Below are 19,410 nucleotides of genomic sequence, written 5' to 3'. Positions count from 1 at the left end.
CGCGGAAGGGGTCCGCGCGCTGTTTTACCGCAAGCGCCAGGGGGCCTTGCGGTGGTGACAGGAGCGATAATGCAGGTTTTACATGTATGTTCTGAGATGTTCCCGCTGTTAAAAACCGGCGGCCTGGCAGACGTGATTGGCGCGTTACCCGCAGCACAGAAAGCGGAAGGAATTGATGCACGCGTACTGCTTCCTGCGTTTCCTGATATTCGCCGGGGTATTCCCGACGCGCAAGTGGTCACGCGGCGCGACACATTTGCCGGACATATAACGCTGCTGTTTGGGCACTATAATGGCGTGGGCATCTACCTGATTGATGCCCCCCATCTTTATGACCGCCCGGGGAGTCCCTACCATGACACCAACCTGTACGCTTATACCGATAACGTACTGCGGTTTGCGTTGCTGGGGTGGGTAGGTTGCGAGATGGCCTGCGGGCTGGACCCGTTCTGGCGTCCGGATGTGGTGCATGCGCATGACTGGCATGCGGGGCTGGCTCCTGCCTATCTTGCTGCGCGCGGCCATCCTGCGAAATCCATTTTCACCGTGCATAACCTGGCCTATCAAGGGCTGTTTTATGCGCATCATATGAATGACATCCAACTGCCATGGTCGTTCTATAACATGCACGGGCTGGAGTTCGAAGGGCAAATTTCTTTCCTGAAAGCAGGGCTGTTTTATGCCGATCATATTACGGCGGTTAGCCCGACTTATGCCCTTGAAATCACGCAGCCGCAGTTTGCCTACGGCATGGAAGGTTTGCTTCGTCAGCGGCAGATGGAAGGACGCCTGACCGGCATCCTCAACGGCGTAGATGAACAGATATGGAGTCCGGAAACGGACTTACTGCTTAACTCGCGCTATGGCCGGGATACACTGGAAAATAAGGCTGAAAACAAGCGGCAGTTGCAAATAGCCATGGGCCTGAAGGTAGATGATAAAGTCCCGCTGTTCGCGGTGGTAAGCCGCCTGACCAGTCAGAAAGGACTGGACTTAGTGCTTGAGGCGTTACCGGGGCTGCTGGAGCAGGGGGGACAACTGGCATTGCTGGGCGCGGGCGATCCTGTGCTTCAGGAGGGGTTCCTGGCCGCTGCTGCTGAACATTCTGGTCAGGTTGGCGTGCAGATTGGCTATCATGAAGCCTTCTCGCATCGCATTATGGGCGGCGCTGACGTTATTCTGGTGCCCAGCCGCTTTGAACCCTGCGGTTTGACCCAGCTTTATGGCTTGAAGTACGGCACGCTACCGCTGGTACGACGCACCGGCGGGCTGGCTGATACTGTTGCGGATAGTTCTCTGGAGAATCTGGCGGATGGAGTCGCCAGTGGCTTTGTCTTTGAAGACAGTAATGCCTGGTCCCTGTTACGGGCGATCCGGCGCGCTTTTGTGTTGTGGTCGCGTCCGTCGCTCTGGCGTTATGTTCAACGCCAGGCGATGCATATGGATTTTAGCTGGCATGTTGCGGCACAGTCCTATCGCGATCTCTATCAACGTTTGATGTAATGACAGGAATCATGTTGATGAATGCACCATTTACTTATGCCTCTCCTGTGCACAGTATTGAGGCGTTAAAGCATTCCATTGCCTATAAACTCATGTTCACTATTGGGAAGGACCCGGCTATTGCGAACAAGCATGAGTGGCTTAACGCAACGTTATTTGCGGTACGCGACCGTCTGGTTGAACGCTGGCTTCGTTCAAACCGGGCTCAGCTTTCCCAGGAAACGCGCCAGGTTTATTATCTCTCAATGGAGTTTTTGATTGGGCGTACCCTTTCTAACGCGCTGTTATCGTTAGGCGTCTATGACGACGTGAATAAAGCTCTGGAGGAGATGGGGCTTAACCTTGAAGAACTGATTGACGAAGAGAACGACCCGGGACTGGGTAACGGCGGGCTGGGGCGTCTGGCAGCCTGTTTCCTCGATTCGCTGGCAACGCTTGGCTTACCGGGCCGCGGTTACGGTATTCGTTATGACTACGGCATGTTTAAACAAAACATTGTCGACGGTCGGCAGAAAGAGTCACCGGACTACTGGCTGGAATACGGCAACCCGTGGGAGTTTAAACGCCATAATACGCGCTATAAAGTGCGTTTTGGTGGGCGTATTCAGCAGGAAGGTAAAAAAAGCCGCTGGATTGAGACCGAAGAGATCCTCGCCGTGGCGTACGATCAGATCATCCCCGGCTACGACACCGATGCCACCAACACGCTGCGTTTGTGGAATGCGCAGGCCAGTAGTGAAATCAACCTTGGTAAATTTAACCAGGGCGACTACTTTGCCGCGGTAGAAGACAAAAACCACTCGGAGAACGTATCGCGTGTGCTTTACCCGGATGATTCCACCTATTCCGGACGCGAATTGCGCCTGCGTCAGGAGTATTTCCTCGTCTCTTCGACGATTCAGGATATTTTAAGTCGCCATTATCAGCTGCATAAAACCTATGCCAATCTGGCGGAAAAAACTGCGATTCACCTTAACGACACGCATCCCGTATTATCAATTCCGGAGCTGATGCGCCTGCTCATTGATGAGCATAAATTCGCCTGGGATGAAGCGTTTGAGATGACCTGCCAGATCTTCTCCTACACCAACCATACGTTGATGAGCGAAGCGCTGGAAACCTGGCCGGTAGACATGCTCGGTAAAATTTTGCCGCGCCATCTGCAAATCATTTTTGAAATCAACGATTACTTCCTTAAGACGGTGCAGGAACAGTATCCGGAAGATATCGGCCTGCTGAGCCGCGCGTCGATTATTGATGAGTCAAATGGCCGTCGGGTAAGAATGGCCTGGCTGGCGGTGGTTGCGAGTCATAAAGTTAACGGCGTCTCTGAACTGCACTCCAACCTGATGGTGCAGTCACTGTTTGCCGATTTTGCCAAAATTTTCCCTACCCGCTTTACTAACGTGACGAATGGCGTGACGCCACGCCGCTGGCTGGCGCTGGCGAACCCGTCACTGTCTGGCGTGCTGGATGAAAATATTGGCCGTACCTGGCGCACCGATCTCAGTCAGCTTAGCGAGCTGGAACAGCATATCGACTATCCGCTGGTTAACCAGGCGGTGCATCAGGCGAAGCTGGAGAATAAAAAACGTCTGGCGACGGTGATTGCTCAGCAGCTTAATGTGGTGGTCAATCCGCGAGCGCTGTTTGATGTGCAAATCAAACGTATCCACGAGTACAAACGGCAGTTGATGAATGTGCTGCACGTTATTACCCGTTATAACCGTATCAAAGACGATCCGACGGCAGAGTGGGTTCCCCGCGTCAACATCTTTGCGGGTAAAGCGGCGTCGGCGTATTACATGGCGAAGCATATCATCCATCTGATCAACGACGTGGCGAAGGTGATCAACAACGATCCGCAAATCGGCGACAAGCTGAAAGTGGTGTTTATCCCTAACTACAGCGTGAGCCTGGCCCAGGTCATCATTCCGGCAGCGGATCTCTCCGAGCAGATCTCACTGGCGGGAACCGAAGCCTCCGGCACCAGTAACATGAAATTTGCCCTTAACGGCGCGCTGACCATTGGCACTCTGGATGGCGCAAACGTCGAGATGCTGGAGCACGTTGGCGCGGAAAACATCTTTATTTTCGGTAATACTGCGGAGGAGGTTGAGGAACTGCGCCGGCAGGGCTACAAACCACGCGATTATTACGAAGAAGATGAAGAGCTGCGTCAGGTGCTGACCCAAATCGCTACCGGTGTATTCAGCCCCGATGAACCGGGCCGCTACCGCGATCTGGTGGACTCACTGATTAACTTTGGCGATCACTACCAGGTGCTGGCAGATTACCGCAGTTATGTGGATTGCCAGGACAAGGTCGATGATCTTTATCGTCAGCCAGAAGAATGGACCAATAAAGCGATGCGCAATATCGCCAACATGGGCTATTTCTCTTCCGACAGGACGATTCAGGAGTATGCGGATCAGATTTGGGGTATTACGCCGGTCAGGCTGTAACGGTGACTCTGGTGGTATGGGGCATGAAAATGCCTCTGTACCCCTAATGCCGGGTGGCGGCTTCGCCTTACCCGGCCTACACAAAATATCGCATTATCAGTAAGTTACCCACCGCCTGTAGGCCCGGTAAGCGTAGCGCCACCGGGCCTACAGGCGGTATGGTGTGGTGCTTACCCGGCCTGCGGTTTAATTGCGGTAATTACATTATTTCAGAAAAGTGCCCGGCCCGATCCTGCCTGCTTATTTTATAATTCAGCCCTCTGAACGGACTCAGCAGGCCTGGCATGAAAAAAGCAAAACTAATGGGGTTGTCGCTACTTCTGGCATTCTTTGGCGTGCCAGCGCTGGCGCAGATTATGGCTTTTGCCGCTGGCGTCGTCGCTGCATTCCTGGCACTTATCCTTGATATCACGAATGCCCCTGTATTTATGCATTATCTCGCGAATGGCATGGTGTTAATTCTCGCAGGGGCTGCCATGTTTATTGCTGGCTGGAAATGTAATCCTGTTAATACTGGTACTATCAGGTTGCTATGCGGCGTGGCAGGGAAAGTTACGCGCGGATAAATATCCCACTCAGGACCCACAAAAAAGCGTTGCTGAAACCATCGATACCCGTGATTTTGACCCTTATATAGCTAATAGCGCGCTGGTCAAATTGCAGGGGGAGCCAGCTTTGCACATCAGTGAACGTTGGCCACGTCTGGATGGAGCGACAGCTGCATACCCTCTGTATGCCTCCGCTTTTTATGCGCTAAATAGCTTCCCCCCGGAAATGAAATCGTATGAAATTGAAGCTAACTATCTGAATAATTCCCGCACGCCGCAGGCATATAAAAATCTTATTGCCAGCAGAGCCGATATTATCTTCGTCGCCCAACCTTCAGCCGCGCAGAAAAAACATGCGCAGGATGAAGGCGTAACACTGATTTATACCCCTTTCGCCCGCGAAGCGTTTGTGTTCATCGCCAATAGAAATAACCCGGTAAGTTCGTTAACCGAACAGCAAGTGCGTGATATTTTTAGCGGCAAAATACATCGCTGGGACGAGGTGGGCGGCCAACAGCGTAACATTCAGATCTGGCAGCGCCCGGCAGATTCAGGCAGCCAGACCGTGATGCTGGCGAAGGTTATGAAAGACACGCCCATGCTGCCAGCGCAAGAAACGGAAGTCGCTACAGTAATGGATGGGGTGATCCATAAAGTTGCTGAGTATCAGAATAACCTGCCCGCTATTGGCTACACCTTCCGCTATTACGCGACGCAAATGAACGCCAATAAAAACGTCAAACTCTTAGCCATTAATGGTATTGCACCGACGGTAGAAAATATTCGCAATGGTTCTTACCCCTATACGGTAGATGTCTATATGGTCACCCGCGAGCACCCAACGCCGGAGACGCAAAAGCTGGTGGCGTGGTTTTTAAGCCCGCAGGGGCAGCAACTGGTGCAGGATGTGGGCTATGTGCCGCTGTATCCAGCATTACAAGGAAAGTCATCATCATGGAACCCGCTATTGAACTAACGATTAAGCTCTCAGGAACCGACCCACGCACTGGCGCGGATATTACGATCGCCTGCTGTGATACAGATCGCTGGCAGGAGGATATTATCCCGAAGTTGATCAATGAGGTGCTGGATAAGGCCGAGGTATTTTCCGGGGAAGCAGGATTAAGCGGATTATGCTGTTGGGATGTTCACATTACGATTGGCCTTAATGCCGATGGTATTTATCCTGGTTTACCAGGCTTTCATCTGTATCAGGATGTGATGTTTTATCGCGGCGGATTAAACATTGCGCCATTACTGGATGCCATATTGTCAGTACCGGGATACTGGGCGACGGTATCGCTGGCTTATTTTCTGTATTCTCAGCGGGACGATATGCTCAGCGCCCAGTCTGGTTTTGCGCTGGGCTTCTGGCTCCAGTCGCGCCAGCCGAGTCAGGACCGATGAGGCTGACTAAAACGGGAAGTACAGAAGCGGATTTCCTGGTTATCGACAGAGGGTGCAGAATGGAAACCGGTGTAATACAGGGAGTTGAGAAAGATGAAAATAAAAGCAGTGTTAGCGACGGTTTTATGCGCTGTACTGGTGACGCCAGCCATGGCCGCCCGGCTCACGGATGCAAATGGTCATGAGATTGGTTCGGTAAGCTCAAACGGCAGTGGCGATCGGACTTATCGGGATGGCGATGGTCATGAGCGCGGCACGTCAACCACCCATTCCAACGGTGAAACCACATTCCGCGACGCTGACGGGCATACCCGCGGAACTGCCCGAAGCAATGGCAACGGTGAGACAACCTTCAGAGATGCGAACGGGCATCGGGTGGGAACCGCCGTCAGCAATGGCAATGGCGAAACAACGTATCGGGACGACGATGGCCATGTTATCGGCACGTCCAGAATCGATTCCAGCGGCAATAAAGTTTACCGCGATGCGAATGGTCATGAAGTAGCCAGTCTGACCAAATGACTCCATTAAAGGGGGGAAGCGCGCTTCCCCCTTTATTCCGTTACGATGCCAGCGACAGCTCGCGTTTCGCCGTATGCTGCAACAGCCACTGTGCCACGCGTGACTGCTGGTCGGCGTCCAGCCACATGCCGAGGCGGGTGCGACGCCAGATGGCATCATCCAGACGGCGCACCCATTCATGCTCGACCAGATAACGCAATTCCGCTTCATAAAACTCGTGACCAAAATCCTCGCCCAGGTCGGCAACCGAAGTCGCGTCGCGAAGGATAATATCGCTGTTGCTGCCATAGGTGCGGGCATAGTGGCGTGCCAGCGCCTCGCTGATAAACGGATAACGGCGACGCAGTTTAGCGGCATAGTCATCACGATCGCTGCCGATGTCGCCGCCGGGCAATACGGCGTCTTTCGTCCACGCCGGACCGATGCCTTTATAGTACGGCGTCAGTTTTTCCAGCGCGTGTTCCGCCAGCTTGCGGTAGGTGGTCAGCTTACCACCGAACACTGATAGCAGCGGCGCTTTACCGCCTTCGTCATGCACGTCGAGGGTGTAATCGCGGGTGATCGCCTGCGGTGAATCAGATTCATCATCGCACAGAGGACGCACGCCGGAGTAGGTCCAGACGATATCCTCACGCGTCAGCTGTTTCTTAAAGTGACCGTTATACACGTTGAGCAGGTAATTGATTTCGTTCTCATCGATGGCGACGCTTTTCGGATCGCCTTTATATTCCACGTCGGTAGTGCCGATGATGGAGAATTCATCCATCCACGGGATCACAAAGACAATACGCTTATCTTCGTTTTGCAGAATATAAGCCTGTTTCTGGGTATGCACGCGCGGCACCACAATATGGCTGCCTTTGATCAGGCGGATACCGTACGGTGAGGGCAGATGCATCCCATCGTCAAAGAACTGTTTCACCCACGGACCGGTGGCGTTCACCAGACCGCGCGCCTGCCAGGTGTATTTTTTACCGCTATCAATATCTTCCGCTTCAACGATCCACAGGCCGTTTTCACGACGAGCCGAGGTGGCGCGAGTGCGGGTAAGCACTTTACCGCCTTTCTGCTCGACCATCTGGGCGTTTGCCAGCACCAGGCGAGCATCGTCTACCCAGCAATCGGAATATTCGAATCCGCGCACGATCTCTGGTTTAAGTACCGATTCTGCGCCAAATCGCAAACCGGTTGAGCCTGGCAGGCTGGTCCGTTTACCCAGATGATCGTACATAAACAGCCCGATACGGATCATCCATGCCGGACGCAAATGTGGGCGGTGCGGCAGACGAAAGCGCATCGGGAAAGCGATATGCGGGGCCATCTTCAGCAGCACCTCACGCTCGGCCAGTGCCTCGCTCACCAGACGAAATTCGTAGTGTTCAAGGTAACGTAGCCCGCCATGAATCAATTTTGAACTGGCTGACGAAGTGGCACAAGCCAGATCCTGTCCTTCCAGCATCAGCACGGATAAACCGCGTCCTGCCGCATCCGCCGCGATGCCGGCACCGTTAATACCGCCACCTATCACAATCAGATCTTTGGTTTCCATGCTGCCACCTCGTTACTTTCGTTAAAGCGCATAAATGCTCGATATCGCTCATGATAGCAAGGAATCGCGCTTTTGGTAACATCAAAAAAACAATTTAGAGTGATATGCATAACATAATGGCGCTTCTCTCCACTTACGACGTAAACTGGGAGCAAGTGACACTTCCGCCCCTGCCCGGGCGGGACGACAAAAAGCGCCAGAAAGAGAAACTATGGACCATTTTGAATGTATTAATGTTGAAGAAGCCCACCAGAAACTGCATCAGGCGAGCGCCGTACTGGTGGACATCCGCGATCCGCAAAGTTACGCATTAGGTCATACGCCGGGCGCATTCCATTTGACCAATGACACTCTCGGTGCTTTTATGCGTGACACGGACCCTGAAACGCCGGTGATGGTAATGTGCTATCACGGCAACAGCAGCAAAGGAGCCGCGCAATATCTTTTGCAGCAGGGCTACGATTGCGTTTACAGCGTTGATGGCGGTTTTGACGCCTGGCATCGCCATTTCCCCGCGGAAGTGGAGCGCACGCTGTTTTAGGCATTGAAAGGCTATGCCGCTATACTGTCTCCTTTTGTGTGGAATAAGCGATCGCCTGCATGTTGATGATCACCTCTTTTAGTAACCCGCGCATCGCGCAGGCATTTGTAGACTATATGGCGACGCAGGGCGTGGTGCTGACGATTGAGAAGCACACGCAGTGGGATATCTGGCTGGCGGATGAGCGTCATGCCGAACGTGTCCAGGCTGAGCTGGCGCGTTTTCTGGAAAATCCGGCCGATCCGCGTTATCTGGCCGCCAGCTGGCAATCCGGGCAGACCAACAGTGGGTTACGCTATCAGCGTTTTCCTTTTCTGAGCACGCTCAAAGAAAGGGCGGGTCCCTTTACGCTTGGTATTTTCGCCATCACGGTGCTGATATTTTTGCTGATGAGCATTATTGGCGACCAGCCCGTCATGATCTGGCTGGCATGGCCTTACGATCCCTCGCTGAAATTTGATGTCTGGCGCTATTTTACTCACGCCCTGATGCACTTCTCCGTGCTGCATATTCTCTTTAACCTGCTGTGGTGGTGGTACCTTGGCGGCATGGTGGAAAAACGTCTGGGTAGCGGCAAACTGGTGGTCATTACGGTAATTAGCGCCCTGTTGAGTGGATTTGTACAATACCATTTCAGCGGCCCGTGGTTTGGCGGATTATCTGGCGTCGTATATGCCCTGATGGGCTACACATGGCTGCGTGGGGAGCGCGATCCGCACAGCGGCGTTTTTTTACCGCGCGGGTTAATCATCTTTTCTTTAATATGGTTGATTGCCGGCTGGTTTGATCTCTTTGGGATGTCGATTGCGAATGGTGCCCATGTTGCCGGATTGCTGGTCGGGCTGGCGATGGCATTTGTCGATTCGCAAAATGCGCGAAAACGAACATAATTTTTCCAGGGATTATTCATGAAACAGACACAGCGCCACGGCGCGATTATCGAACTGGTAAAAAAACAGGGATATGTCAGCACTGAAGAGCTGGTGGAGCATTTCTCCGTTAGCCCACAAACCATTCGTCGCGATCTTAACGACCTTGCCGAGCAAAATTTGATCCTGCGACACCACGGCGGCGCGGCGCTGCCTTCCAGCTCGGTCAATACCTCCTGGCATGACCGTAAAGCGACGCAGACGGCAGAGAAAGAGCGTATCGCCCGCAAAGTCGCGGCCCAAATTCCGGACGGCTCGACGTTATTTATTGATATCGGCACTACCCCGGAAGCGGTGGCGCACGCGCTGCTGGAGCACAGCCATCTGCGTATTGTGACCAATAACCTTAACGTGGCAAACACGCTGATGGTGAAAGACGACTTCCGCATTATTCTCGCGGGCGGCGAGCTGCGCAGCCGTGACGGCGGTATTATTGGCGAAGCCACGCAGGATTTCATCGCCCAGTTCCGGCTTGACTTCGGCATTCTGGGGATCAGCGGCATCGACAGTGACGGTTCGCTCCTGGAGTTTGATTATCACGAAGTGCGTACCAAACGAGCCATTATTGAAAATTCGCGTCACGTGATGCTGGTGGTGGATCACTCTAAATTTGGCCGTAACGCGATGGTCAATATGGGCAGTATCAGCATGGTGAATGCGGTGTACACCGATATCATGCCGCCCGCAGGAGTAATGCAGGTGATTTCGGAGCATAACGTGCAACTGGAGCTGTGTTAGTTCGCCATCTCTTTCACGCTTTCCCAGTTAAGAGTAAAGCGCGCCAGGTATTTACGTAGCCGGTCAGCATCATTAACCGTGGCCTTTTCCTGACGAGAGACATCGAAAAGGCGTCTCCCCGCTTCGGAAATCGTGTTTGCCTGTCGACAGACGGTAATCACATTTTCCAGTTGCATACGATCAAACAGATCCAGTGAGGCCGCCTCCGGGCCTAATAACATTTCGAGTACCGAAGGGCGCTCGTCGCACCAGTGATATTGCAAGCGAGCGATTTCATCGTTCACCGTATCGACCGTAATACGTCCGTTTTCTGCCAGCGTTGCCATGCGAGTGACGCTGGCGGAAAGTTCGCGAAAGTTACCTCGCCAGCTGGCCTGAGGCGACAGGGCGAATGCCAGCCAGATGCGGCGTGCTTCCGTATTGAAACGTACGCTATCGCCGGTGCTTGCCGCGTGACGCTCCAGTTCATAATCGAGGTTAGGCTCAATATCTTCCCGGCGCTGCATTAATCCCGGCAGCTCAAAGGTCCACAGATTGATACGGGCATACAGATCTTCACGAAATGCGCCTTCCCGCACCCGCTGACGCAGATTCTGTACCGTTCCGGCGATGAGCTGGAAATCACTACTGACCTGTTGATCGCTGCCAAACGGATAAAAGCGCTTTTCTTCAATCGCTTTCAGTAGCATGGCCTGCTCGTCAGCCCCCAATTCACCGACTTCATCAAGAAATAATAATCCGCCGTTAGCGCTACGTAACAACCCGGCTCGTTCTTCTTTGGCTCCGGTAAACGCCCCTTTTACATGACCAAACAGTGCTGACATGGCGGTATCACCACGCAGGGTGGCGCAGTTTACTTCGACAAATGGACCACTGAACTGATGGCGTGCCAGCTTTAATTCATAAATGCGGCGCGCGAGAAAAGATTTACCCGCTCCGGTGGGGCCATTGAGCAGGATGGGGGCGCGTGAACGCATCGCCACGCGCTCGATTTGCTCGATCATGCGGTTAAAATGAGGGTTACGTGTTTCAATGCCGGATTTCAGAAAAGTAAGGGTTTCCTGACGTTCTTCAGCAAAGCGACTGGCAATGGCGTTATAACGGCTGAGGTCAAGGTCAATCACCGTCACGTCGCCGGTACTGTGCGGTATATCTTTTTTACGTGGTGGCGAAGTTTGTACCAGCCGGGCGGGCAGGTAACGCGCTTCTGCCAGTAAAAACCAGCAGATTTGAGCAACGTGCGTGCCGGTGGTGATATGTACCAGATAATCCTCTTCATCCGGGTGAAAGGTATGACGGCGAGCGAAATCATGCAGGCAGGCGTATACCTCCTCAAAATCCCACGGATTTCGGATAGTGATTTCCACTCCAGTCACTTCAGTTTCCGGCGATACGCTGGTGAGATCCCGTTTTAAGGTTTCAAACAGCGAACGTGAACGTGCGTCATAGAGTAATTCCAGACGATCAATGATCAGCGTTTCCTGTTGGCATAAACAGAGGGTTGGACGCCATTTCTCCCAGCGTTGGTTACCGCGCCCCACATAATCCAGTACCGTACCAACAAAACCAAAAGCCACCGTTTTTCGCATGACGATAATCCTTTATAAATCGCGATAATTTATTATCGCTTTTTGATGGGTTCTGAAAAACATTCTTTGTGCCCTTTTGCGTTGTTATTTTTTATTTCAATTAATATCAATGGTTTATGTTGGATTCTAATTTCTGGCACGCCAGTTGCAATAATTCTGGCATAGAGAACAACGGAAATGGGAAAACAACATGGCGAATCCAGATTTGTTCCGTTCATTGTCCGGGAACGTGCCGCAGGCGGATACCTGCAATTATCAAAACGCACCGGCTTTTGCTTTTACTCCGCGTCATAAGCTGGCGCAGATGGTGATGACCGGCAGCCTGAACGACACGTTTTATGCCAACGCGCAGGCACAGTTAAGCGATGTGCTGGCGGTGGCGGGCGATCTTGACGATCTGTTCCTGGCGCAGGCGGCGATTTATGGTCGCGAGCGGGGGATGATGAAAGATATGCCTGCGCTGTTGACGGCGATCCTGGCGGCGCGCGGCTCGGCGCTGCTGCCGGTGGTATTTGCGCGAGTGATTAACAATGGCCGGATGCTGCGTAACTTTGTGCAGATTATGCGCAGCGGCGTGACCGGACGGCGCTCGCTGGGCACCCGGTCAAAGGCCCTGGTGCAGCGCTGGTTGCAGCAGGCGGATGAAACGCGCTTATTGCAGGCATCGGTCGGCAATGCGCCGTCGCTGGCAGATATTGTGAAGATGGTTCACCCGCGGCCAAAAGCCGCGTGGCAGGACGCCTTTTTTGCCTGGTTGATCGGTAAACCCTGTGATAACGCGCAGTTACCGGAGAAAACGCAGGCGCTGCTGGCGTTTCGGGAAAACGGCGATGCCACGGAACTGCCGGATGTGCCGTTTTTATTGTTGACCAACGAACCGTTGAGCACCGCGCAGTGGACGCAACTGGCGCAGCGAATGCGCTGGCAGACCCTGCGGATGAACCTTAATACGCTGGATCGCCACGGCGTTTTTACCGATAAGGCGATGGTGTATCAGGTGGCGAAACGGCTGGCGGACCGGGAGCAGGTACATCAGTCCCGTGTTTATCCTTACCAGTTGCTGGCAGCGTGGAGCTGTCTGCAAAACACGATGCCGCAGGCCATTGGCAATGCCCTGCAACGGGCGATGGAATATGCGCTGGAGAACGTGCCGCGCTTTAACGGTCGGGTGGTGGTCTGCCCGGACGTGTCGGGATCGATGAGCTCGCCGGTGACAGGCTATCGCAAAGGGGCCAGCAGCCGCATTCGCTGTATTGATGTCGCGGCGCTAATTGCTGCTGCCGTGTTGCGCCGTCACCCGGATGCCCGCGTGCTGCCGTTTGAGTGCGATGTGGTCAACGTGACGCTCGATCCTCGTCAGCCGGTGATGCGCAACGCGCAAAAGCTCGCCTCAATCGGTGGCGGCGGCACCAACTGTTCCGCGCCGCTGCGCAAACTGCTGAACGAACGTGCGCCGGTGGATCTGCTGATTATGGTGTCAGACAACGAATCGTGGATGGATAAATCGCGGCACGGATCGACGGCGACCATGGAGTGCTGGCTGGAACTGAAAAAGCGCAACCCGCAGGCGCGGCTGGTCTGTATCGACCTCCTGCCCTACGGCACAACCCAGGCGCAGGAGCGTCAGGATGTTTTGAACGTCGGCGGGTTTAGCGACGACGTTTTTACGGTGATCGACAACTTTGTTCACGATCGCTATGGCAGCGAACACTGGCTCGACGAGATCGCGTCAGTCACGCTGTAAACCATATTCAGCGCGGCGCGAAATTTCACGCCATGCTGAAGGCACGAATGCCGGTGGATCTACACACTACGAATGTCCAGGTCGCAGGTTCGAATCCTGCCGGAGTCTGACTCCGTAGCTCAGTGGTAGAGCAGGCTGATCCGCCAACCCTTGTCGTGCCGCTTTATTATCGGCGAATGCCTGTGGATCTACATGTGTTGCGGGTTCGAGTCCCGCCAGAGCCTGGCTCTGTAGTTCAATGGTAGAGCGGTGTATTCACATTAACTTGTCGCCACCTTTAACGAATTTCGGCGAATGCCGACGGATCTACATGGGACAGTAAGGTTGCAGGTGCAAATCCTGCCGGAGTTCAACTCCGTAGCTCAATAAGACAGAGCATACTGATAACGATCCGTCACTACTTGTCGCCACCCTTAATTAAAAATGAGTGTAAATGATGACTTACGAAACAATGACCACCTCAAACGCACCTGTGAAAATGTGGACCCACGGGGTACCAGTAGAAGAGGATGCGCGCCAGCAGCTGATTAATACGGCCAAAATGCCGTTTATCTTTAGCCACGTTGCGGTGATGCCTGACGTACACCTGGGGAAAGGCTCCACCATTGGTAGCGTGATCCCCACCAAAGGCGCGATTATTCCGGCGGCAGTTGGGGTGGATATCGGCTGCGGTATGAACGCATTGCGTACCACCCTAACGGCTGCGGATTTGCCGGATAGCCTGGCCGCGTTGCGTAGCGCCATTGAAGCGGCGGTTCCGCACGGACGTACTACCGGGCGCGGACGTCGCGACGTAGGGGCATGGGAAAATCCGCCTGCCAACGTAGATGCGCAGTGGGCCACATTGCAGCCTGGTTTTCAGTGGCTGACCCAGAAGTATCCCCGTTTTTTAAACACCAATAACTATAAGCACCTGGGAACGCTGGGAACCGGTAACCACTTTATCGAGATTTGTCTGGATGAAGCCGATCGCGTCTGGATCATGTTGCACTCCGGATCGCGCGGAATTGGTAACGCCATCGGCAGCTATTTTATTGAGATGGCCCAGAAAGATATGGAGCAGCATATTGCGCATCTGCCGTCGCGCGACCTGGCATATTTTGAAGAAGGAAGCGAACACTTCGCTGATTACGTGAAAGCCGTCGGCTGGGCGCAGGATTATGCCCGCGCCAACCGTGAGGCCATGCTGGAAAACGTGGTAGCGGCGCTGCGTAAGACCATTACTAAGTCTTTCTCGTTCAGCATGGAGGCCATTAACTGCCACCATAACTACGTGCAGAAAGAATCACATTTTGGTGAAGATATTTTTGTCACCCGTAAAGGTGCCGTGTCGGCCCGCGCCGGACAATACGGTATCATTCCCGGTTCGATGGGGGCGAAAAGCTTTATCGTACGCGGGCTGGGTAACGAAGAGGCCTTCTGTTCATGCAGCCACGGCGCGGGGCGTGTTATGAGCCGTACAAAGGCGAAAAAACTGTTTAGTGTCGAGGACCAGATCCGCGCGACATCACATGTAGAATGTCGTAAAGACGCCGCCGTTATTGACGAAATTCCGATGGCGTATAAGGACATTGACGCGGTGATGTCCGCACAATCCGATCTGGTTGAAATCGTGCATACACTGCGTCAGGTGGTTTGCGTTAAGGGATAAAGAGGATGAAAAGGATAATCGCGCTGAACGGCGCACAGGGAGAAGGCGGTGGGCAGATTTTACGTTCGGCGCTAAGTTTGTCGATGATCACCGGCCAGCCGTTTGAAATCACCGGCATTCGTGCGGGCCGGGCAAAACCGGGATTGTTGCGTCAGCATTTAACCGCAGTGCGCGCCGCAGCGGAAATGTGCGATGCAGAGATCAGCGGTGACCACCTCGGCTCGCAGGAACTGCATTTTACGCCGGGGCCGATCCGTGGCGGCGAGTATCGTTTTGCCATCGGCAGCGCGGGCAGCTGCACGCTGGTACTGCAAACGGTTCTGCCCGCGCTGTGGTTCGCCGATGCGCCGGGCCGGGTGGAAGTCAGCGGTGGCACGCATAATCCGTCCGCACCGCCTGCAGATTTTATCTGCCGCGTCTGGGAGCCGCTGCTGGCGCGAATGGGGATTCGGCAGCACACGACGCTCCTGCGCCACGGTTTCTATCCGGCGGGCGGTGGCTGTGTGGCAACCGACGTCACGCCAGTGAAAACACTTCGCGGCCTTCAGCTTGTGGCGCGGGGCGATATCAGCCAAATGAAAACGGAGGTGCTACTGGCGAGTGTTCCCCATCATGTCGGCAAGCGCGAAAATGACACTCTGGCTGCGCATTTTTCACTGGCGGATCAACAGATCCAGACGCTACCCGGCGATCGGGGGCCGGGAAACACCGTATCGCTTGAGATCGAAAGTGCCCACATTACCGAGCGGTTTATTGCCTTTGGTGAGAAACGCATGAGCGCGGAAGCGGTAGCGAATAAGCTGGTAACCGAAGTGCGTCGCTATCTGGCAAGCCCGGCGGCGGTGGGCGAGTATCTGGCGGACCAACTGGTGCTTCCGCTGGCGCTGACGGGTGAAGGCGAGTTCACCGTCGCGCATGCTTCCGCTCATTTGCGGACTAATATTGCTGTTGTTGAGCGTTTTCTGCCGGTGACGTTTAGTCTGGTTGAAGAGGGCGAGATGACGCGGGTGACGGTACAGAAAAAAGGGTAATTTGTGGCGAAAAAACGAATATCTGCATGACGTTGATGGCAAAGACAGATTCACAGCGTGGCGGCCATCGGCGTGCCACTTTGCCCGGTGGCGCTGCGCTTACCGGGCCTGTAGTTTATAATAACTCATTGATTTTAAGTGGCTAATTTGCGGTGCGGATAAAGCGACACCGCCACCCGCAACTCAAACCCCATAACCCATCATCTTCAGCAGCTTCTGGGCGTGCTGAACCGCATCCTGCCGGTGTGCGACGCCGAGTTTCTGATACAGATTGCGGATATGCGTTTTAATGGTCGTAGCGGCCACGTCCAGCTCTCCGGCAATCTGCTCATTGCTGTAACCGGAGTAAATCAGCCCCAGAACCTGCCATTCACGCTGGGTGAGCGGGCTGGTGCGGATCAGCTCTGGCACCTGCGGATGATTCAACAGCCGTTCGACGAAGTTCTCGTCAAAATGCGCAAATTTATGCCGGTGATGCTGGTTAATGTCCCGCAAAATACGCTGCGCCCGGTGCTGCTCCAGCTCCGGCAGCGTATTGAGTTGAATCAACTGGCGCAATTGTTGCGCCATCGCTTCGCCTTCAATAACAAAATGGTTAATAAACCCGGTGCGGTTGGCGAGGGTCAGCGCTTCTATCAGTGCATTCTGCGCTTCGTTTTTGCGGCCCGCCTGCCAGTAAAGCTGATTCAGCAACAGCAAGTTGCGGTTGATGTCGCTCATCAGGCGCAGGTTGCGCGCGTTCTCATTTAACTCTTCCAGCACCATTTCCGCCGGGCCGGTTTCGCCGAGCAGGATCTGTACGCGGGCGATGTTGCGCCACTGGCTTTGCAGGAAATGGTTATTGGCAAACTCCGGCTTCGGCGTCTGGCGCAGCCAGTTGGCGGCGGACTTTTTATCGCCGGTCATCTGCCAGTAAATCACCCGCACTTTATCGGCGTTGGAAACCCAGTCGCTGTGATAAGGACCATTGCCTAACAGGTTTTCCAGACGGTTGAGCTGGCTGCGCGCGTTATCCAGATCGCCGCGTGCCAGCGAGCATTGCACCAACAGCGCCAGACACTGAAGCTGTTGCTGCGGCTGATAAGTGGAGAGAACGGTCATCCCGCTGCGCGCCGCGCTTTCCGCTTCGTCGAGGCGTCCCCATGCCCACAGCAACTGGGCACGAATACGCAGCAAAAACTCATGCATCGGTAGCTGTTCCAGATGCTGATCGTGGATCAACTGGAAGGCTTTCTCCTGCGTTTCCCACGCAGCCTGCAAAAAGCCCTGGGCAAACAGAATTTCACTTTGCTGGATCATGCTCCACAGCGCGTAATGCCAGACGTCGTGGCGGCGCGCCATCTGCTCTGTCTGCTGCATTAACGACAGCGACTCCATCAACAGCCCTTTGCAATGCAGTACCTCGCCGTGAACGGAGGTCGCCACGATGCGGCTGTAAAAACTGGCCACCGGCAGCATATCCAGCGCGATTTTCGCCAGACGCTCGGCTTCATCCGGATCGCCGTCGTTAATCGCTACCTGGGCGCGCAGGGCGTTGAAGTCACCGCTTAATGCCGCGTCGATGGTAATCTGCATCTCCTGCTCGGCGCGTGCCAGCAGGGTATTAACTTCGCTGTAGCGATGCTGGCTTTGCATCAGCCACGCCTGAAGCAGCACCAGACGCGGATTCTCCAGCAGGCTTTCCCACGGTAGCGACGCCAGCGATTCTTCCAGCAGCGTTAGTTCGCTGTGATTAAACAGGCCCCATGCGTGGTTGAGCAGAATATCGCGCAGCATCGGCGCATCACCGGACGCCAGCGCGTGATGGATAGCTTCGGTAGGAAAGCCCTGTACCATCCAGCTTTCGGCGGCGGCACGGTGCAGCTCCGGCAGTTCGGTGGCCAGCTCCCACTGGCAGCGCTGGCGCAGGAAGCTGCCAAACAGCGGGTGATAGCTAAACCATTCACCGGAATCATCCATACGTTGCAGAAACAGACCCTGACGTTCAATCTCTTCCAGTCGCATCTGGCCGTTCTCTTCCCCCGTCACGCGCACAATCAGCGCATCGTTCATCGACCGCAGCAGGGCGCTTTTAAGCAGGAAATGGCGGGTGCTTAAATCAACGTTATCCAGCACTTCATCGACCAGATAATCAGAAAGGTGAGTGGCGTTAATGCCCGACAACCGACGGGCGGACTGATGCGGCGCATTGTTGTTCTGCCGCGCGGAAAGGGCGATAAGCTGAAGCGCGGTGGCCCAGCCCGCGACTTCGTCGCACAGGCGGCCGCTTTCGGAGGCTTCAAGCGGCGACGTCAGGCGGCGCTCAAAGAACTGCCGTGCTTCCTGATGATTAAAGGCCAGATGCTGGCTGCCGATCTCAAGCAGTTGATCGCGAACACGTAAATTGGCAATCCCCAGCTGGGGAAGGTTACGCGACATCACCAGCAGGGTCAGGTTTTCCGGCTGATGACGCAGAAAGAAGTGCATGGCTTCATGGATCACCGGATTGGTGATCAGATGGTAGTCGTCAATCACCAGCCAGAGCGGGCGGTCCCACTCAGCCAGTTCGATAAATAGCTGGGCAAAAAGCGAGGTCAGGCTGGCATACTGGCGCTTTTGCACCATCGCTTCACTGGCATCGCAGTGTCCGCCCGTCGCCTGCTGAACGGCGGCAATAAGGTAGCTGGCAAAACGTTCCTGCTGGTTATCGCCTTCATCCAGTGAGAACCAGCCCAGATCGTTTTTGCCTGCGGCCCACTGAGAAATGAGCGTTGTTTTTCCATAGCCCGCCGGGCTTGTGATCAGGACCAGACGGAAATTGTTCGCGCCGGAAAGTTTAGCCAACAGGCGGTCCCTGACCACAGTATGATCAAGGCGAACCGGGCGACTTAATTTAGACGGAATCAACATAGTTATCACTTTCACTGTGCGTAAAAGAAAGGCGGATTTTTTTTGCGCTTCGTAATTAATAACCCTAAAGTCGTTCAGATTGCAATGTATTGCAAGTTATGTCGATTTTGACTACTCCTTAATTTGCACTGTGTCACAATTTATTAAATGAAGTGAAATATTTTAATGAAACCGGTGCCAGCAGGCATGGCGTCTGGCTTAGGCTAAATTGCGTATTTACCGATAATTACCCTTTCGATGAAAGGATTTTCTTAACTCAATTAAAATTAGAGCAGATAAGCGTTAAAAAATAAGCTGTAACGAG

At 54.1% G+C, this 19,410-nt stretch carries 14 protein-coding genes and 1 pseudogene; 12 read left to right on the top strand and 3 right to left on the bottom strand.

Translation table 11 applies throughout. The features are described from left to right. The first annotated feature begins 69 nt into the window (after positions 1 to 69). The 6 genes and pseudogenes from glgA (at position 70) to CHU32_RS20950 (ending at position 6,445) form a co-directional block, all read left to right on the top strand. Entirely contained in the window at positions 70 to 1,503 is a 1,434-nt protein-coding gene (gene glgA / locus CHU32_RS20970) for a glycogen synthase GlgA (protein WP_103677268.1), read from the top strand. 17 nt (positions 1,504 to 1,520) lie between these two features. After that, on the top strand, positions 1,521 to 3,968 hold the full coding sequence (gene glgP / locus CHU32_RS20965) for a glycogen phosphorylase (protein WP_103677267.1): 2,448 nt from the start codon (positions 1,521 to 1,523) through the stop codon (positions 3,966 to 3,968). 284 nt (positions 3,969 to 4,252) lie between these two features. Continuing rightward, positions 4,253 to 4,534 carry a hypothetical protein gene (locus CHU32_RS28085; protein WP_133159268.1) on the top strand — a complete coding sequence of 94 codons (282 nt, stop codon included), beginning with the start codon at positions 4,253 to 4,255 and terminating at the stop codon, positions 4,532 to 4,534. Continuing rightward, positions 4,431 to 5,492 (top strand): annotated as a pseudogene (locus CHU32_RS20960) (PstS family phosphate ABC transporter substrate-binding protein); the annotation flags it as partial. The gene CHU32_RS28085 and the pseudogene CHU32_RS20960, both read left to right, overlap by 104 nt. Next, positions 5,471 to 5,923 (top strand): YbbD family protein, encoded by a 453-nt coding sequence (locus CHU32_RS20955; RefSeq protein ID WP_103677265.1) that lies wholly within the window; start codon positions 5,471 to 5,473, stop codon positions 5,921 to 5,923. The pseudogene CHU32_RS20960 and the gene CHU32_RS20955, both read left to right, overlap by 22 nt. A 93-nt stretch (positions 5,924 to 6,016) precedes the next feature. Beyond that, on the top strand, positions 6,017 to 6,445 hold the full coding sequence (locus CHU32_RS20950) for a hypothetical protein (protein ID WP_103677264.1): 429 nt from the start codon (positions 6,017 to 6,019) through the stop codon (positions 6,443 to 6,445). A 40-nt stretch (positions 6,446 to 6,485) separates the two neighbouring features. Here the strand turns inward: CHU32_RS20950 and glpD are convergent, their stop codons facing one another. Beyond that, positions 6,486 to 7,994 (bottom strand): glycerol-3-phosphate dehydrogenase, encoded by a 1,509-nt coding sequence (gene glpD, locus CHU32_RS20945; protein ID WP_103677263.1) that lies wholly within the window; start codon positions 7,992 to 7,994, stop codon positions 6,486 to 6,488. Positions 7,995 to 8,205: 211 nt separating this feature from the next. Here glpD and glpE point away from each other — a divergent pair, with 211 nt between their 5' ends. The 3 genes from glpE to CHU32_RS20930 are packed head-to-tail and all read left to right on the top strand — an operon-like array spanning position 8,206 to position 10,202. Next, complete coding sequence (glpE, locus tag CHU32_RS20940) at positions 8,206 to 8,535, top strand: thiosulfate sulfurtransferase GlpE (RefSeq protein ID WP_103677262.1); 330 nt, start codon at positions 8,206 to 8,208, stop codon at positions 8,533 to 8,535. A 59-nt stretch (positions 8,536 to 8,594) separates the two neighbouring features. Beyond that, positions 8,595 to 9,425, top strand: coding sequence for a rhomboid family intramembrane serine protease GlpG (gene glpG, locus CHU32_RS20935; protein WP_103677261.1), 831 nt, complete (start codon positions 8,595 to 8,597; stop codon positions 9,423 to 9,425). Between the two features lie 18 nt (positions 9,426 to 9,443). Next, complete coding sequence (locus CHU32_RS20930) at positions 9,444 to 10,202, top strand: DeoR/GlpR family transcriptional regulator (RefSeq protein ID WP_103677260.1); 759 nt, start codon at positions 9,444 to 9,446, stop codon at positions 10,200 to 10,202. On the opposite strand, the gene rtcR is transcribed toward CHU32_RS20930, so the two are convergent. Then, the gene (gene rtcR, locus CHU32_RS20925; protein ID WP_103677259.1) at positions 10,199 to 11,791 is read right to left on the bottom strand and encodes an RNA repair transcriptional activator RtcR; all 1,593 of its coding nucleotides are present in this window, start codon (positions 11,789 to 11,791) and stop codon (positions 10,199 to 10,201) included. The two genes, CHU32_RS20930 and rtcR, sit on opposite strands and share 4 nt — an antisense overlap. Before the next feature lie 190 nt (positions 11,792 to 11,981). Between rtcR and CHU32_RS20920 the strand changes: the two genes are divergently transcribed. From CHU32_RS20920 to rtcA, 3 genes are all read left to right on the top strand, one after another. Next, complete coding sequence (locus tag CHU32_RS20920; RefSeq protein ID WP_103677258.1) at positions 11,982 to 13,535, top strand: vWA domain-containing protein; 1,554 nt, start codon at positions 11,982 to 11,984, stop codon at positions 13,533 to 13,535. Positions 13,536 to 13,971: 436 nt separating this feature from the next. Then, complete coding sequence (locus CHU32_RS20915; protein WP_103677289.1) at positions 13,972 to 15,186, top strand: RtcB family protein; 1,215 nt, start codon at positions 13,972 to 13,974, stop codon at positions 15,184 to 15,186. A 5-nt stretch (positions 15,187 to 15,191) separates the two neighbouring features. Then, the gene (rtcA, locus tag CHU32_RS20910) at positions 15,192 to 16,217 is read left to right on the top strand and encodes an RNA 3'-terminal phosphate cyclase (RefSeq protein ID WP_103677257.1); all 1,026 of its coding nucleotides are present in this window, start codon (positions 15,192 to 15,194) and stop codon (positions 16,215 to 16,217) included. Between the two features lie 183 nt (positions 16,218 to 16,400). Here rtcA and malT read toward each other — a convergent pair whose 3' ends face one another. Continuing rightward, positions 16,401 to 19,106 carry an HTH-type transcriptional regulator MalT gene (gene malT / locus CHU32_RS20905; protein WP_103677256.1) on the bottom strand — a complete coding sequence of 902 codons (2,706 nt, stop codon included), beginning with the start codon at positions 19,104 to 19,106 and terminating at the stop codon, positions 16,401 to 16,403. Positions 19,107 to 19,410 lie beyond the last annotated feature (304 nt).

The organism is Superficieibacter electus (assembly GCF_002915575.1).
Classification (GTDB): domain Bacteria; phylum Pseudomonadota; class Gammaproteobacteria; order Enterobacterales; family Enterobacteriaceae; genus Superficieibacter; species Superficieibacter electus.
The sequence above is the reverse complement of the archived record's forward strand: the minus strand, read 5'-3'. Positions and strand labels throughout refer to the sequence as shown.